Source organism: Psychrobacter sp. A3 (assembly GCF_028823565.1).
Lineage (GTDB): Bacteria > Pseudomonadota > Gammaproteobacteria > Pseudomonadales > Moraxellaceae > Psychrobacter > Psychrobacter celer.
In genome coordinates, this window is record NZ_JAPEHS010000011.1 from 19335 (window position 1) to 36395 (window position 17061).

Consider the following 17061-nt stretch of genomic DNA (forward strand, 5'->3'; position numbering starts at 1 on the left):
CGAACGTATGAACACTTTATAAAAGCACTATTTATAACCATAGTTTTTATAACAGAGCTATTTATAACGACATTATAAATTTAGAAATCATTCGCGTTTTTTACCAATAATTTTACTGATCTGTATTTACCTTTTCATTTGAGATATTTCCCAATACTCTTTTAGCAAATAGGAAACCCATAAACGATGGCAAATGACCACATTGCAATACGCGGCGCACGTACTCATAATTTAAAAAACATTGATCTTGATATCCCACGCGATAAATTCGTGGTAATCACAGGTTTATCAGGCTCTGGTAAATCGTCATTGGCCTTCGACACCTTGTATGCTGAAGGGCAACGTCGTTATGTCGAGAGTCTGTCCGCCTATGCGCGTCAGTTTCTCTCACAAATGGAAAAACCAGAAGTTGATAGCATCGAGGGACTCTCCCCTGCGATTGCCATCGAACAAAAATCGACCAACCATAACCCACGCTCGACGGTTGGTACCATCACCGAGATCTATGACTATCTGCGCCTACTCTATGCCCGTATCGGCACGCCTTATTGCCCAGAGCATGGTGAACCCATGGTAGCGCAGTCTGTCACCGAAATGGTCGATCAGGTTATGGCACTCCCCGATGAGACCAAGCTTATGATCCTTGCGCCAGTAGTGCGTGAGCGTAAAGGAGAGCATACGGTCCTATTTGAGCAGCTGATCGGTCAAGGGTTTGTACGCGTACGCGTCGATGGTCATGTCTATGATACTGACGAGCTACCGACGCTCGATAAGAAGAAAAAGCACACCATCGAAGTGGTGGTTGACCGCTTTAAAGTACGTGATAACTTAGGTAACCGCGTCGCTGAGAGCTTGGAGACGGCGCTACGTTTGGGACAAGGTCTAGTGACGCTGCACTTTATGGATGGTAACCCTACTGAGGGCGGCTCTGATAATCAAGTGATGTCTGCCAAGCACAGCTGTCCGATTTGTGATCGCGCTGTACCTGAGCTTGAGCCGCGCATGTTTAGTTTTAACAACCCCTACGGTGCTTGCCCAACTTGTGATGGACTCGGTAAGCGTCAGTATTTCGCTGCTGAAAAGCTCATTACTCATGTTGATAAGACGCTCAATCAAGGCGCGATTAACGGTTGGGATAAGCGCCACTCGTACTATTTTGGGCTGCTAACCACCGTTTGTAACCATTTTAATATCGATATGGATACGCCGTGGACGGAGCTGCCCAAAAAGCAGCAAGAGCTGATCATGCATGGCTCAGGTAAAGAGAAGCTCACCTTTAACTTTACCGATGAGCGCGGACGTAAAACCAATAAAACCGTTCCTTTTGAAGGCGTACTACCCTATCTTGAGCGCCGTTATGCCAAAACGCAAAGCAACTTAGTGCGTGACGAGCTGGCAAAGTATCTGGCTGACACCACGTGTAACGTTTGCGATGGTGCGCGCCTAAATGAAATCTCGCGTAACGTGCGTGTCGATGAACAAACCATCGCTGAAATCGTCAAGCTCTCCATTGGCGACGCGGCGGACTATTATAAGACTCTAAAGATTGACGGTCATAAAGGTGAAGTGGCAGAGAAGATCTTTAAAGAGATTAACGAGCGCTTAAACTTCTTGGTCAGCGTTGGCCTCGATTATCTAACCCTAGCGCGCTCTGCCGAAACCCTATCCGGCGGTGAAGCGCAGCGTATTCGTTTGGCCAGTCAAATCGGTGCCGGTCTGATGGGCGTGATGTATGTGCTCGATGAGCCGTCCATTGGCTTGCATCAGCGTGATAACGACCGCTTGCTTAAAACTTTAACACGCCTGCGTGATTTGGGTAATACCGTACTGGTCGTTGAGCACGATGAAGATGCCATACGTCAAGCGGATCACGTCATCGATATCGGTATTGGGGCTGGCGTACACGGTGGTCATATCATCGCCGAGGGCACGGTCGATGAAGTGATGGCAACGCCAGACTCGCTCACCGGACAATATATGTCGGGCGAAAAACGCATTGAGATACCAAAAGTGCGGCATAAAGCCAAAACCGTAGAGGTCGAGGTTAAAGGTAAAGCGAAAGCCAAAACTAAAAAGGTACCGATGACGATCGAGCTCAAAGGCGCCTCAGGCAACAACCTAAAAGACGTCGATCTGAGCCTGCCCGTTGGGGTGATGACTTGTGTCACGGGTGTATCGGGTTCTGGTAAATCAACGCTGATTAACCGTACGCTTATGCCTATCGCTGCAACTCAGTTAAACAATGCTTCAACGCTAATCGCGGATAAGCATGACAGCATTAGCGGTCTTGAGCATTTGGACAAAATGGTCGATATCGATCAAAGCCCAATTGGTCGTACCCCGCGCTCCAATCCTGCGACGTATACTGGCGTCTTCACTCCCGTGCGTGAGATGTTCGCCCAGACACCAGAAGCCCGCGCACGTGGTTATAAAGCTGGGCGCTTTAGCTTCAACGTCAAAGGCGGACGCTGTGAGATGTGCCAAGGCGACGGTCTCATCAAAGTTGAGATGCATTTCTTACCGGATATGTATGTGCCGTGTGACACCTGTGAAGGCAAGCGTTATAACCGCGAGACCTTAGAGATTCACTATAAAGGCAAAACCATCGCCGACGTGCTCGAGATGACGGTAGAGGACGCCACTGAGTTCTTCTCGGCGATTCCAGCGATCTATCGTCGCCTGCAAGCGCTCATGGATGTGGGACTGAGCTACATTCGCTTGGGTCAGTCTGCACCGACCCTATCTGGCGGTGAAGCGCAGCGGGTGAAACTAGCACGCGAGCTTGCCAAACGCGACACGGGACAGACGCTCTATATCTTGGATGAGCCAACCACAGGTTTGCATTTCCATGATATTGATAAGCTGCTTAATATCTTGCATGCGCTACGCGATAAAGGTAATACCATCGTGGTCATTGAGCATAACTTGGATGTCATCAAAACCGCGGATTGGGTGATTGATCTTGGCCCTGAAGGCGGTAAAGGCGGCGGCATGATTATCGCGGAGGGTACGCCAGAAGAGGTCGCAGAGGTCGAAGGCTCACACACGGGTGAGTTTTTGAAGCCGATGCTTGAGGAAGGACTCAAAGACGTCAGCTAAGACAAATCATTGATTAATTAATAAAAGGCCACTCTTTATAGGGTGGCCTTTTTTGCGTTCATCATTACCTTATATATTCAAATATTTTCTATATTTGCTGGAGTCTTTCTTATCAATGAATCTCAACATATATTCCCTGTGTTCTAAAATCTTCTTCTCTAGATTCTGTAAGCTACTTAATATTTTTGAATACTCTTCTCGGCTAAAAACCTCTTCAATTTTTTTACTTTTTTCCAAATCGATATTAGAAACTGCACTAAACATATTGATGCGCTCTCTATTCGCTTCAGGGGACAGAAGAATCATAGCTATATCTCTATACAACATATTAAAATAACTGTAAGGTCTCTTATGAAAATCCTTGAAAACAAAATCTATTTTTATATTTTCTTCTATCTCAGCAACATCAACTTTTGTGTAATACAAAAAATCTATTAATGTATTGTATTCATTATTGATACTAAATTTATCAATGTAATCATTGAAAATAGGCAAGGCAAAATTTTTATAGAAATAGTAAGTATCCATACTCTCTAGAAAACTTATAATATTATGTTTACCTTGCCAAAAACTAAAAGTGCAGTCTTCGTAGAATTCAACTTTCATTTCAGGTTGATTATAGACAAATGAAGCATAGTAAAACTCTTGGATGCTTTTATGAACGAAGGTATACTCGAGACCATCTTTCAAAATTAAACATAGATTTCTAGATAAATCTTTTAGAACCAGTCTAGGATTATCGCTTATATTTTGATTTTCAAGACATTCTTTTATTACTTCAATCGCTTTACTATCATCAAATACTAGTATATCCATACTAAAGGTAATGAAACAAAATTCCTCAAAAATCTCTTGTAGTTCCACTTCATTTAATCCACTATTTGCTTCTCTTCTAAACCCCGGTTTTGTCTTATCGTGACGAGATATCAAAATTGTAAATAGATTTTTGTAAAATTCATGCTGATTAGTTGGTATTTCTAGACTTCCTCTGTAATTCATTACGAAGAGTGTAACCATTAAAGGAGTTTGTAATAACTCCTGAATTTCCGTGTTGCTATCTTTAATAGCTTGTTTTAACAATGAATTACTTTCAGGTTCTTCAACTAATTTATCGATTAATTAGCATTGCTCGTAAAATCGGTATTCAGATAGTTTAAATACCTTTAAGTAGTTTGAACGCTGTATATCTGCTTCGGGTCTTGAACTAATAATAATCTGCATTTTCGGATAACGCTCACACCATCCCTCGATTTCGTTGAGCAAATTTTTGACCTTATCATGAGGCACTTCATCAAAACCATCCAAAAATATTACTAAATCGCCTGTTTTAGCAACTCTATCGAAATCTGATACTTCAAATTCATTTATCCAGTTATTTATCTGCTTACTTAAAGCATTAGTTAATGTGTCATTATCGTCCAAGCGACGTAGTTCATAAAATAAAGGGATACGTTGTCCTTTCTTTGCTTCTTGAGAAGTTAAATAGCGCATGAAAATAGATTTACCCTGCCCTACTGTACCTTCAAGAACCATAGACTGCTCACCTATATCAGTCACAAACTTGATAGAAGTAGTTATACTTTCAATTCTAGTAGGTATATAAAACTCGTGTAAATCTATACTGTCGTCACCTTTGTAGATGGTTTTAACTTTAGTAACTTTAATAATTTTATCTGATAAATTATTAAGTGCTTGTTCTAGTTTATGTTCATCATATTTGTTTTTGCTTTTTTCAAACAACCATCCAAATGCCTTTTTTACTGGTTCTTTGAGTTCATCTGCTAACTTCATTCCAGCTATACCTGTTACCGCTCCAGTTAACAACATAAGATTAATCCTATTACGTTCATTTGCTCAAATATAAATATAAAAATTATAGCACGCAGGGTAGCTAAAAATTACAATACTCATTGATTTATCAAGTAAGTGTTAGCTTTTTTTAACCCTAAATAAACTCCCGCTCAACATTCATTATCCTTGCATCCACCGTGCGTTCTATTTTTTCTTCGATCTGACTGCATTGCGACTCGATGTCCCGTTTAGAGAGTCCGACTATAACGAATGTCCATTCGCTGGCATCATGCCGATCGCGCGCGCCGCTCTCACAGACGGCGACGCTTGGCGTATTGCCAAAACGTGCGTGCAGGCCGCCCATACGTTGGCGCTTTTCTTTTAATGAGCTACAGCCAGGTAAAGAAAAGGTCAAAGTTAGAATGACGATATGCATTTTATTCTCCTTGTGACAGTGGTTTACGCTTTATAATAGTAGCAAATAAGCAAGGCAAGTTATGCTATCTTTACCTCTATCCATATCGATATCGCAGCCAATATGCATATTCCTCCAATGACCTCTATCAGCTATGTACAGCAACAGCGCATTACTCGATTATGCGTGCGCTGCGGCTTACTGCTTATGCAGTATGGCGCTGAGTCTGCCGTGGTAGTGGACTTATCGAAGCGTTTGGGGTTTGCATTGGGAATGAGTAGCGTCGAGTGTTCGCTAAATTTTAATGCGATCACTTTGACGACTATCTGTAATGAGCGCTGTATCACCACCACCCGAGATACGATCAATCAGAGCATCAATGTCAATTTATTGGTACAAATCCAGCAAATCGTCAATAAAACCGAAGCCACTATCAATAGTAATGATTTGATTGACCGCACAACGCTTGCGTTTGATGAGTTGGATAAAACCGTGTATCCGACATGGCTAGTGGGCATCTTTGTTGGTGCGTCATGTGCGGCGTTTGCGAATCTTAATGGCGGCAGCTGGTCGATTACGGCGGTGACATTTATCGCTGGTATGGTGGCAATGTTCACCCGCATCTACTTAGCAAAGCATCACTTTAACCCTTTTATCACCGTCATTGTGACGGCCTTTATCGCCTCTTTGATTGGCGCGACGACCTATTACTTTGATATTGGCAATAATGCCGATATTGCCGTGGCTTCTAGCGTGTTGCTACTGATTCCAAGCTTTCCGCTGATTAACTCTTTGTCCGATATCTTAAAAGGCTATGTCAATATTGGGATTGGACGTGCGGTTTTTACTTATATGCTGACCTTATCCGCCTGTGTGGGCATTGTGATGGCGCTGGTGTTACTACGCATACAGCACTGGGGGTTTTAGATGTGGTTTATTGAGACCGTTGTGCTGTCATGTATTATTACCCTTGGCTGGACGCTGATGTTCAGCGTGCCCAAACGCTATATTTTGCCGTGTCTGCTAATGACGGCGTTTGGCTTTGGGTTAAAAACAGCGCTTGTCTATCAGCATATACATCTGGTGGTGGCCAGCTTTTTTGGCGCAATGCTCGCCAGCTTTTTGGGGGTGTACTTTTCTAAAAAATATACCCTACCGCCCAAAGCGTTAATCTCCCCCAGCGTCATCTGTATGATGCCAGGTATCGCCGCTTATAAGGCGATGGTCAGTATGGTGCAGATTGGTTACTTTGGCTTTTCAGACGAGCTATTTAGCCAAATGATGGTGTATTTATTCGAAGCCTTGTTTGTTACCTCAGGATTGGTACTGGGCTTGTCCATTCCTGGGCTGTTATTTTATAGACGGCGTGCCATAGTCTAGGCAGGTTTAAGTGGGTTTAAATGAGATTATTATGTGTTAGGCTATTTTTGTTTAAATACTTTTATAAACTGATGCTAGCTGGCACACCCTTATGATAAAAAACTTGTAAGATGGATTATCCATACCCATTACAATAGAGTCCAAAACTGTACCGAAACTTAATGAAGAGACATAACAATGACAAAGCATTATGATTATATTTCCATTGGCGGCGGTAGCGGCGGTATTGCCTCCATTAACCGTGCAGCAAGCTATGGCAAAAAGTGCGCGATTATCGAAGCGGATGAATTAGGCGGCACTTGCGTCAATTGGGGCTGCGTACCCAAAAAGGTGATGTGGTACGGCGCGCAAGTCGCTGAGGCGATTGAGAAGTACGCGCCAGACTACGGATTCGAGGTTGAGTTAAAGAATTTCGATTTTCAAAAACTCATTCAAAGCCGTCAGCAGTACATCGAGAATATCCATCGCGCTTATGACAATAACTTAGCCAAAAACGGCGTGGAAGTGATTAAAGGCTTTGCTAAATTCGTCGATACCAATACGGTTGAGGTCAATGGCGAGCAAATCACTGCTGACCATATTTTGATTGCGACGGGCGGTCATCCTATCAAGCCTAATATCAAAGGCGCAGAGCACGGTATCGATTCTGATGGTTTTTTTAAATTGACTCATTTGCCCAAACGCGTCGCTATCGCAGGCGCAGGCTATATTGCTGTTGAAATCGCAGGCGTGCTGAACAGCTTAGGCGCTGAGGTGCATCTATACGTGCGTCAGCATTCGCCGCTGCGCTCGTTTGATCATACTATCGTTGAGACCTTGCTCATAGAGATGGAGCAAGACGGTATTCATCTGCATACCAACACCACCCTTACCGAAGTCAATAAAAACGAAGATGGCTGTTTAGAGCTATGTACTAAAGATGGCACGCTTGATACGGTCGATTGCTTGATTTGGGCAATTGGGCGCGCGCCGTCTACTGACAACATCAACCTACAAGTAACGGGCGTAGAAACCACCGAGTTTGGCAAAATCAAAGTCGATAAATTCCAAAATACCAATGTCGATGGTATTTACGCGGTCGGTGATATTATCGAAAATAGTATTGATCTGACACCAGTTGCCATCGCCGCTGGTAGGCGTCTGTCTGAGCGCCTATAGTATTGATCTGACACCAGTTGCCATCGCCGCTGGTAGGCGTCTGTCTGAGCGCTTGTTTAACAACAAGACCGATGAGCATTTGGTTTATGATTTGATACCGACGGTTATATTTACTCATCCCGCTATCGGTACTATTGGTTTATCTGAGATTGACGCGGTGGCGCAATATGGCAAAGACAACATTAAGTGCTACACCTCGACCTTTACCTCGATGTATAGCGCGGTGACTCAGCATCGCCAAAAGTGCGTGATGAAGCTGGTGTGCTTAGGTGAGGAGGAGAAAATCATTGGCCTACATGGCATCGGTTACGGTGTCGATGAGATGCTGCAAGGGTTTGCCGTAGCAGTGAAGATGGGCGCGACCAAAGCAGACTTTGATAATACCGTTGCTATTCATCCAACCGGTGCAGAAGAGTTTGTGACGATGCGTTAGACAGACTGAATGAGAATAAAGGCTATTTTTAACAAATGGCCTTTTTTATTGTCTATTTTTGCTTTAGTGTAAAACCACATACAGACAGCACAATCCTGATACTGCTATGATGCGTTTAATAATGACCGTTGCGAGATGACTGTGTGGCATGTGTACCTTTTTATATTACCCGTGGGCTTAGGCATTATGACTTTAGCAGCAAGTTTATTGTTCTTGTTTGCGTTTTTGATGTCTGATGACCCTGCGACCCGCTTGCCTGCTTTTAACTGGTTCAAGCGCTTAATTATTGTGGCATTTATCTTGCTCAGCATTGGGCTGTTTATGACTTTTGGTCACTTTTGGGGCGCATAAAGTCCGCTGTTATGCGTTAACGATTTTCTCAAGCTCCAATAGTACTAAGTCATCGCGCTTAGGCTCGCCATTATTACCATCGACAGGAAACGGCATACTATTGCCATTTAGCTGATAACCGCGGCGCTGATAATAAGCCAATAATTCAGGGCGGTGACTTAAGATGGACATAGTAAGACAGGTGGGTTGATTGTTACTTTTTAGATGTCTTTCAGCGAAAGTTTCGGCGGCCTGCAATATCACGTTACCGATGCCCGCTCCTTGTAGCTCTGGATGCACGGCAAACATACCGATATAAGCTTTGTTGCTATGAGATTTTTTATCTGAATCTGTCTCGACCTTTATATCGACAGCTATGCAGCCCAATAGCTCGCCTATCTCCTTGCCGCCGCGCTCGCCGGTATCGGTCTGTGGATAAACAAAAACATAGTGCTTAGGATTGGCAATGACGCCAGCTAGCTCGTCTGCCGTGGTGCGAATACCGCCCACCAAATCGGCCTCATTGGTCCAGCCTTCATCTTGGCGATAGCAGAGGTTTAAGAGTTGCTCTAAAGCGCTCACATCATTAGCATCCGCTTGCCGTAAAAATACTTTTGCTGCTTTGTCAGCAGTGTCATCGTCAGTTTTTTTGTTTTTCGCGGTATCAGTCATTTGGGTACTCTCTCGGGCTAAACATGATTGCTAATAAAAAGGGCTGACCTAATATACTAGGACAGCCTTTATGATAATTATTAACCGCTAATTAGTCTATGGTGATAGCGCATGGGCTTGCTCGATAATATCGAATCCTGCATTGATTTGAGCGCGGGTTGGCGCATGACCTCGGCGTAATAATTCGCTAAAAGCAATCAGCTCTTTGTCTCGGCCTAGGGAGCTGGCGGCACTAGCGCGAGTACTCTCTCCTTCGTCATCAAAATAGTACTCGATGTAATCTAAATCGTCAGGCGTACCAAATAAAATGCCTTTATCTGGCGTCGCGGCATGACCACTATAGCGCAGGCTCTTGCCATATTGCGCCGTCCAAAAGAAAGGAATACGCTCCTCTAGCGAGTGGTCATTGTCTTCATTTAAGATGGCAGCAGCCGTTACCATGCCATGCTGTAAGGCCACGCGCCAATGCTCGATACGCATCCGTCCCATCTGATTGGTGGCTTTGGCAATATCGCCTAGCGCATACACACCATCGCGCAGCTGCAACTCGTTATCGACTTGTACGCCATCGGGGTCATTTACTTCATTTAATAGCTCGGTACGTGGTGCCACGCCCGTACCCAAAACCACCACGTCCGCTGCCAGCGTACTGCCGTCTGACAGTGTGACACCGCTGACGTGACTGCCGTCTCCATCGATGCTCTCAACACCTGCATCAAACACAAAGCGCACCCCATTTTCTTCATGCAGTTTGATGAGCGCATTACTCACCGCTTCAGAGACAATATTACTCATTACCCGCGCGCTACGACCAACGACAGTGATTGAGGCGGCCTCGCCTGCTTGCGATAACGCCGCTGCAGCTTCCATGCCGATAAACCCAGTACCCACAATGACCACCTGCTTATCTTGGCTGGCCTCTTTGATGGCTTTGGCGTCGCTCATGCTACGTAGCGTAAACACGCTTGCAAGATCAGCACCTTTAAACGGTGGTATCTTAGGTTCAGCGCCGGTCGCCACCACCAAAAAGTCTGCGCTTTGTTTTTCATTATCGCCGTTGTTATTTTCGATAATAATAGCGTTCTCATTGGGCAATATTTCGCTGACTCGCTGATTCAGACGCAAGTCGATATTGTTTCTATTAGCCCAATTTGAGCCGCCTAAAATAAGTTTACCCTCATCCATTTGACCTGCTAAAAACGCTTTGGACAACAAAGGGCGATTATAAGGCGCTTTATTGTCGGCACTGATTAGGGTGATTTTGCCGCCATAACCAGTGTGACGTAGCTGATTGGCGGTCATAAAGCCTGCACCGCCGCCGCCGACGATGATGGTATGCGTATTAGCGAGCTGATCGTTATCTGCTCGCTCGTTGATATTGCTAGTCGTATCAACGATTAAGTTGTCGCCTTGCTTAGTCACGCTATAGCGCGTCAAGCTTTTCATCGCAACCGGCTCTATCAGCGAGCCATCAGTACTATCAAAAGTGCCGTGATGCCAAGGACAAATCACGCGATTACCGCAGCGTAGTCCTTCACCTAAGTCCGCGCCTGCATGGGTACATTTACCATCAAAAGCGTTAAACTCATCGCCATCGCGGGTGATTAAAATGATACTATCATCGTCTTGTTTGAACGACTTCATACCGCCATCTTTTATACCCTCTGCGCTAATAGTAATTTTGTTATTGTCAGTCATAAGTTATCCTTAACGTTTGCTATTTCATTATTAGGTATTGATCGTTAGTTGCTTCTACTAGGCTGATTGTGAAGCACTACTTTTTTGATATTACAGATAAATAAGTACCATTAAAAATGGCGTTACCTTTAATAGTAGCAAGACCACTTGGCGAGCGATGTTTTTTTGTATATCTAGCGCGTTGCAAATCGTAACTTTTCAGCGGTTAATCCAAAACTCGATAGTTTAAGCGTTAAGCGTTTATGCTACTTTATTCATTGATTTATAAAAAATTCTCACTCACTCTTTTATCACCTATCAAATGACTAACTTATGACTGCTATGAAGAATCAACATCTTGACCTTACCACTATCGACTTTGCGGCAGTAACCAATTGCGCTGATCTACCTCAGCCTATGACGCCACCTATCAAACAGGCGCTCTATAAAGCTAAGCCTGAAGACTTTGTGGTCAATGAGCGGTTAGAGGTAGACTTCACAGATGCAGGCGAGCATTTATGGCTACATATAGAGAAATCAGGGATTAATACCGCTTATTTAGCTAAATTACTCTCTGAATGGGCAGAGATACCTCTGCGCGATGTTGGTTATTCGGGACTTAAAGATCGCCAAGCGCTAACGACGCAGTGGTTTAGCTTAAGAATCCCCAAAAAGCAACTGCCCACCTCTGAGTTTGCCCCAGTAGACATCAGTGAAAACGAGTCCGTCACCATCATCGCCCAGCATTGGCACCACAAAAAGCTCAATCGCGGTACTCACCGGGCCAATCAATTTACCATTACCCTACGAGAGATCGAGTTTGCCAGTAATATCGCAGCTACTGACGCCAAGCAGGCAACCGAGCAACATCTGGCTACTATCAGCAAAACAGGCGTGCCCAATTACTTTGGCCCCCAGCGTTTTGGTTATGAAGGCAACAACATCGCAGAAGCCCTACGGCTATTTGCTCGTCCCATACCGGCGAGCAAACCAAAAACCAAAAAGAGTAAACGCAAACGCGCGCCACGTGAGCAAAACGCCATGGAGCTGTCTGCGGCTCGCAGTCTGATATTTAATGAGATATTGGCAGCCAGAGTCCGCGTAGGCAACTGGGATACTGGGCTGGCAGGTGAGGTATTTAACTTAGACGGCTCAGGCTCGATATTTGGCAGTGAGGCAATAGACGATGCCTTACGCGCACGGGTGATGAGTGGTGATATTCATCCGACTGGCGTGCTGTGGGGCGTGGGTAACGATAAGGTCAGCGGCATGGCAGCGCAGCTTGAGAGCGACATTGTAAAAAATAATGCCTTATTGACACAGCTGGCCATGGGCTTAGAGCAGCGCGATGTCAAAGCCCAGCGCCGAGCACTGCGTTTGCCGATTGAATCGCTAAGCTGGGAGTGGTTAGATGCGTCCGATAGTAATGAGCAAGCGCTGATACTGAGCTTTACCTTGACGACTGGCAGCTTTGCCACCAGTGTACTGGCCAGCATCGTCCAGCATTTACAGTTGGGCTCAGCTTAGATACCACACAGCATCACATGGTGGCTATTTTCGCTGTCGAACATATGATTGGCACTGACCACTTGGTCGCGGCCACGGTCTTTTGCTTCATAGAGCGCCTTGTCCGCTGTACAGATTAAACGCTGGCAAATATCAGGTGGCAAAAGGGTCTGGTACTCTGGCGGTAAGGCGGATCTGTGATGGCGGGGTTTGCCTGCGGGCGCTGGTTGCAGCGCCGCCTCTAACTGTAGCTGCTCCGTACGGGCTTGTTTCATACACACGCTTTGTTCGTGAGTGAACGTGTATAGCCCCAAGCTTGCGGTGACGCTAAACGCCTCATTATCATCGACCTTGATGATGTGCTTGCTGATGTCTTTGCGGAGCTGTTCGGCGATGAGCATCGCCCCATCATGACTCGTGGCTGGCAGGACAATCAAAAACTCTTCGCCGCCATAGCGGCTTACGATGGCCGCATCGGTCAATGCCTGCGTCAGCGTCTGCGCCACTTCAAACAACACCTGATCGCCGACCTCATGACCATAGGTGTCATTGATGTCTTTAAACCAATCCAAATCTAGTAAGATAACGCTAAAGTCCTGCCCATCTTGTAGCTCTTTTAGCGCTTGCTTCATCTGCGTCAAACCGTATCGACGATTTTTGAGCTGGGTTAGCTCGTCTTGATTGGCATGCTTTAATATCTCGTTTTTGCTGTCATCTAATATCAACAACAACGTACGAAACATATAAACAATAAAGATTGCTTTGGGTAAGGCCAGTAGCACGTGGGTTGCGCGCCAAAAAAACGTCGAAGAGCGCTGTAGCTCGCTGATACTCGACCAGTCTAACGTCACCCCCTTAAACACCGAGGTGGCAAGCGTGTTTTCGATCGCCATCAGCTCGTTATACGTCAGATAGTTTTGGCTGTCTAAAAATGGATAAACAAACGTCAGTTGACGCAAGTTGGGCAGATGAATACCGAAGTAAGGCGCCAAGATAGCCAATAAAATCAGAGCAATCTGTAGCAAAAATACACGCCACGCATAGCGGCGTTTGATCAGCATCATCCCAAGCATCGCACCGCCTACCAGCGAGACACCCGCAAACAAACTGCTATAACCGACCATGATGATCACAGTGGCGATATAGAAGGTATAAGGCACTACCAACAGCAGCTGCCATTTATTTAAGTTTTTGTTTTTTATGGCAGTCGTTTGCCGTTTAAGACGCGACAGATGGCGTGCAATACCCCAAAAAAACACACCCATTACCGTGATACCAAGCCACAGCGGATACAACAGATGAATATAAACATAAGCGCCTAAGGCATCTTGATACCACCAGACAAACGCACACCAAAGCCAGTGTAAAAACACCTCCATCAAGATAAACACTGCCAACAAAGCAGTCCTATCAGCAGCTTGCCATTCGAAGATTGCTCGTGAGAGTCGCTTGTAGCCTAAATGAAGAACCGATACAGACATAATTTGGCTACCGCAAAAAATGTAAATACACCAGACATAACATGAGTGAAAGCAACCAACGACTACAACTGCTATATAAAATAAGCGTCTATTAAATATAAGCTCAGATAGCTGCGTGCGTAAGAGATAAACGTCCTACCCATCGTACAAACGCTGGCCACCACTTAAGTGTGGCAAGATTTTTCTGAGGTTTCAATCTGTTTTGGCTATTTATTAGACAAACGCTCACCTCAAAGTGTAACTAAATAAGCGGCGGCCTCGCGCTTCTAGACAGATGTATATGAGCCGTTAGCCAAGCGTGGTAAACGACTGCCAGACGCCTTGTTGGTCAGGTGTCAATACAGGAACGTCGCCCAAGCGCCGCCACGGCATATTGCTACCATGAAAGTCACTACCAACCGAAGCCACCAAATTATTGGCAGCGATACTACGGTCGACCATGCGGCGGGTGCTGATAGGCTCACTGGTGGCAGGCAGCTCACAACCATCGCCGCCTAGCCCAGCAAACTCTTCGACCAGCTTACGCACCCGCGTGGCTGAGAGATGATAACGCGTCGGATGCGCCAATACAGCCTTGCCGCCACACGCATGTATCAGCTCGATACCCTCAGCCATGCTAAGCGCATCGATCGCCACATAGGCAGGTTTATTATCCGCCAGATATTTGTCAAAGGCCTTTTGTACCGTTTTGACGTCGCCGCGCTCAAACAGTACCTGACCGATATGAGCGCGTCCGACCCCTTGCGGGTTGCCACCGGCTTTATCCAGTACGGCCTGCCACAGCTCCTCATAATCGAGACTTAATAACTCACTAAGCTTTTCAGTGATTTTCTGACCGCGACTGGCGCGGCTGTCTTGTAATTGCTGCAAAGTTGCGTGCATTTTATCTCGGTCAATAAAATCCAGCCCCAGCACATGGATGATTTTTTTGGTTGATTTGTTTTTGCCATAGCCGCCGCTGAGCGTATGCTCACAGCTAATCTCAACTCCATTAATCAGCTGCATACCGCAGGCCGTCGCCGCTGCCCGCGCCTCATCAATCCCTGCCAGCGTATCATGATCGGTCAGTGCCAATACATTGACGCCAGCTGCGTGGGCACGTTGCACCACTTCGGTCGGTGCATAAGTACCATCAGAGCAGGTACTGTGACAATGTAAATCAAATTTCATAAAATAAGCCTTAGCTTTAACAGTATATAAAAGTATAGTCAGTTTGAAATAAAATCGATGCGCTCATATGAACGGGCAACTGGTATAAATTTTCCTTGCTTGCGGTGTCTACGCTGACAGATGCTGCGCACAATTCATTCCAGCTGCACTGTATCGGTTTTAAAGTGAGTTAACGATATAAAAAGTCAATAATAACTCGGCGCGCCCGCGCATCAGCAACAACCCTTTCGATATAGCAGTAGCACGACTGATAAGCCGCACTGACTATTGGCGCGCAGGCTTGTGATATCGTATGATTATCGCGTTGTTTGCTTTTTTTTGCCGCAGTAGACGTGTAAACTACCCCATACGTTTTTGTTGGACATCCCACTTGCTATGAAAGCCTTATTAGACTTTATTCCTTTAATTGCCTTTTTTATCGCTGCTCGTTACAGTGGTATCTTGGCGGCGGCGGGTGCGCTACTGATCGCCACCATCCTCGTTTATGCCATTCACTTCATTCGGCAAAAAGGCAAATTTGATAAACAGCAATGGGTCGTTTTGTTATTGACCATTTTGTTCTGTGGTGGCACGTTATTGCTGCGTGATGATGTCTATCTACGCTGGAAGTCGCCAATCATCAACGGCATCTTTGCCTTAACGCTGATTGTCAGTGCCGCGATCAATAAACCCTTGATGCAATTGGCGATGAAAGATGTCTTTTCACTGACGATGAGCGGCTGGAAAAAACTGACTGTCGCGTGGGGGTTGTTTTTTGCCTTTATGGGCATCTTGCATTATATCACAGCGTTTATGATGTCAGATGAAGCTTGGATCAACTTTAAAACTTATGGCTGGATTCCAATTATGTTGGTGTTTGTCGTCGCTCAGTTTGCAGTACTAAAAAAGTATCTCAATCCAGCATTGACGGATAAGTCGGCAAAATAGCAAAGTCGCGCGCATTATGATTTCTATGATTTTATAATAATTTGCAGCGCCAGCTAAATGCCAATCGCGACCATCATGATGCCATCTTGGCACGTTTGTATCGATACTCGCGATTTTTTATCAGCTCATGTGGTTAGAGCGTGTTGAACATTCATCCCTTTTATTTACTGTTTATTTTATGAGGAAGTCTCATGTCCTTATTTGCCATCATCGGTCATGACGTAGCCGATAGCCACGCGCAGCGTCAACTTACCCGCGCTGAGCACGTCGCCCGTCTACAGGCACTCGACCAAGAAAACCGCCTAATTATCGCAGGCCCTACCCCTATCGAACACGGTTTGGAGGCAATGTCAGGTAGCTTAATCATCGCTGACTTTGACTCTATCGAGGCGGCGCAGGCGTGGGCAAACGACGAGCCCTACCTACGTGATGGCGTCTATAGTCATGTCGATATCAAACCTTTTATTCATACGTTGCCAAAATCTGGCAACGACGCTGCACAAGTGACCAAACCGTGAGCCGATACCCCTCTGTACTAAATACGCTTGGCTCTACGTCTGCGCTTGCTGGAGTGTTGTTGGTCATGGCGCTGGCCGCGCAGTCTGCTTATGCAGCGCCGAGCGTCACCGATACGGCTGCCAGCACTGCCGCCCCTTTGGTAGAGCAAGCCGCACCGCCTGCAGCGGGTACCAACGCCAGCCTTAATATCAATAACACCTTGGCCGCGCAGTTGCAGCCGTCCAGTCAAGCGCTCTCCGATGCCAATCAGCAGCTCCTTAGCCGTAATGCCCAATTGCAGCGGCAAGTGAATGACTTACAAACCCAAGTCAATGTCTTGATATATGAGAGTAAGGGCCAGTTGTTTTTATATGGCGCTTTTACGGTTTTGATCAGCTTGCTTGTGGGTATTTTTATCTCGTGGCTTGTGTTTGTCCGCCGTGAGCGCTGGTAGTTTTATTTATCGTCTTTTTGCTTTGTCTGATGTGACCATTTATGTCTAACGCCGCCCCAAAAAACAGCAG

General features: G+C 45.6%; 15 protein-coding genes and 1 pseudogene. 9 read left to right on the top strand and 7 right to left on the bottom strand.

The window, feature by feature from the left end; all coding sequences use genetic code 11:
• Positions 1 to 186 precede the first annotated feature (186 nt).
• Positions 187 to 3099: an excinuclease ABC subunit UvrA gene (gene uvrA, locus NK638_RS03210; RefSeq protein ID WP_274631921.1), complete on the top strand. Its 2913-nt coding sequence runs from the start codon at positions 187 to 189 to the stop codon at positions 3097 to 3099.
• A gap of 69 nt (positions 3100 to 3168) precedes the next feature.
• Here uvrA and NK638_RS03215 read toward each other — a convergent pair whose 3' ends face one another.
• The 3 genes from NK638_RS03215 to NK638_RS03225 form a co-directional block, all read right to left on the bottom strand.
• Positions 3169 to 4179: an NACHT domain-containing protein gene (locus NK638_RS03215; protein WP_274631922.1), complete on the bottom strand. Its 1011-nt coding sequence runs from the start codon at positions 4177 to 4179 to the stop codon at positions 3169 to 3171.
• Between the two features lie 39 nt (positions 4180 to 4218).
• The gene (locus NK638_RS03220) at positions 4219 to 4926 is read right to left on the bottom strand and encodes an NACHT domain-containing protein (RefSeq protein ID WP_274631923.1); all 708 of its coding nucleotides are present in this window, start codon (positions 4924 to 4926) and stop codon (positions 4219 to 4221) included.
• Positions 4927 to 5044: 118 nt separating this feature from the next.
• Positions 5045 to 5326 carry a DUF503 domain-containing protein gene (locus NK638_RS03225; RefSeq protein WP_274631924.1) on the bottom strand — a complete coding sequence of 94 codons (282 nt, stop codon included), beginning with the start codon at positions 5324 to 5326 and terminating at the stop codon, positions 5045 to 5047.
• A gap of 117 nt (positions 5327 to 5443) precedes the next feature.
• Here NK638_RS03225 and NK638_RS03230 point away from each other — a divergent pair, with 117 nt between their 5' ends.
• The 4 genes and pseudogenes from NK638_RS03230 (at position 5444) to NK638_RS03245 (ending at position 8627) form a co-directional block, all read left to right on the top strand.
• The gene (locus NK638_RS03230; RefSeq protein WP_274631938.1) at positions 5444 to 6232 is read left to right on the top strand and encodes a threonine/serine ThrE exporter family protein; all 789 of its coding nucleotides are present in this window, start codon (positions 5444 to 5446) and stop codon (positions 6230 to 6232) included.
• On the top strand, positions 6233 to 6685 hold the full coding sequence (locus NK638_RS03235; protein ID WP_068037441.1) for a threonine/serine exporter family protein: 453 nt from the start codon (positions 6233 to 6235) through the stop codon (positions 6683 to 6685).
• Between the two features lie 177 nt (positions 6686 to 6862).
• Positions 6863 to 8276: pseudogene (gene gorA, locus NK638_RS03240) on the top strand (glutathione-disulfide reductase).
• A 186-nt stretch (positions 8277 to 8462) separates the two neighbouring features.
• Positions 8463 to 8627: a hypothetical protein gene (locus NK638_RS03245; RefSeq protein ID WP_226941366.1), complete on the top strand. Its 165-nt coding sequence runs from the start codon at positions 8463 to 8465 to the stop codon at positions 8625 to 8627.
• A gap of 9 nt (positions 8628 to 8636) precedes the next feature.
• Here NK638_RS03245 and NK638_RS03250 read toward each other — a convergent pair whose 3' ends face one another.
• Together NK638_RS03250 and NK638_RS03255 are read right to left on the bottom strand one after the other, a co-directional pair.
• The gene (locus NK638_RS03250; RefSeq protein WP_274631925.1) at positions 8637 to 9278 is read right to left on the bottom strand and encodes a GNAT family N-acetyltransferase; all 642 of its coding nucleotides are present in this window, start codon (positions 9276 to 9278) and stop codon (positions 8637 to 8639) included.
• 96 nt (positions 9279 to 9374) lie between these two features.
• Positions 9375 to 10976 carry an FAD-dependent oxidoreductase gene (locus NK638_RS03255; RefSeq protein WP_274631926.1) on the bottom strand — a complete coding sequence of 534 codons (1602 nt, stop codon included), beginning with the start codon at positions 10974 to 10976 and terminating at the stop codon, positions 9375 to 9377.
• Between the two features lie 312 nt (positions 10977 to 11288).
• On the opposite strand from NK638_RS03255, the gene truD reads away from it, so the two are divergent.
• Entirely contained in the window at positions 11289 to 12482 is a 1194-nt protein-coding gene (gene truD / locus NK638_RS03260) for a tRNA pseudouridine(13) synthase TruD (protein ID WP_274631927.1), read from the top strand.
• On the opposite strand, the gene NK638_RS03265 is transcribed toward truD, so the two are convergent.
• Both NK638_RS03265 and NK638_RS03270 read right to left on the bottom strand, forming a co-directional pair.
• Complete coding sequence (locus NK638_RS03265) at positions 12479 to 13942, bottom strand: GGDEF domain-containing protein (protein ID WP_274631928.1); 1464 nt, start codon at positions 13940 to 13942, stop codon at positions 12479 to 12481. The two genes, truD and NK638_RS03265, sit on opposite strands and share 4 nt — an antisense overlap.
• A 288-nt stretch (positions 13943 to 14230) precedes the next feature.
• A complete protein-coding gene (locus NK638_RS03270) occupies positions 14231 to 15112 on the bottom strand; it encodes a PHP domain-containing protein (RefSeq protein ID WP_198335392.1) in 882 nt (293 codons plus the stop codon).
• A 375-nt stretch (positions 15113 to 15487) separates the two neighbouring features.
• On the opposite strand from NK638_RS03270, the gene NK638_RS03275 reads away from it, so the two are divergent.
• The 3 genes from NK638_RS03275 (at position 15488) to NK638_RS03285 (ending at position 16991) form a co-directional block, all read left to right on the top strand.
• A complete protein-coding gene (locus NK638_RS03275) occupies positions 15488 to 16039 on the top strand; it encodes an inner membrane-spanning protein YciB (RefSeq protein WP_274631929.1) in 552 nt (183 codons plus the stop codon).
• A gap of 191 nt (positions 16040 to 16230) precedes the next feature.
• The gene (locus tag NK638_RS03280) at positions 16231 to 16557 is read left to right on the top strand and encodes a YciI family protein (RefSeq protein WP_274631930.1); all 327 of its coding nucleotides are present in this window, start codon (positions 16231 to 16233) and stop codon (positions 16555 to 16557) included.
• A complete protein-coding gene (locus NK638_RS03285; protein WP_274631931.1) occupies positions 16554 to 16991 on the top strand; it encodes a hypothetical protein in 438 nt (145 codons plus the stop codon). The genes NK638_RS03280 and NK638_RS03285 overlap by 4 nt, the downstream gene beginning before the upstream one ends.
• Positions 16992 to 17061 lie beyond the last annotated feature (70 nt).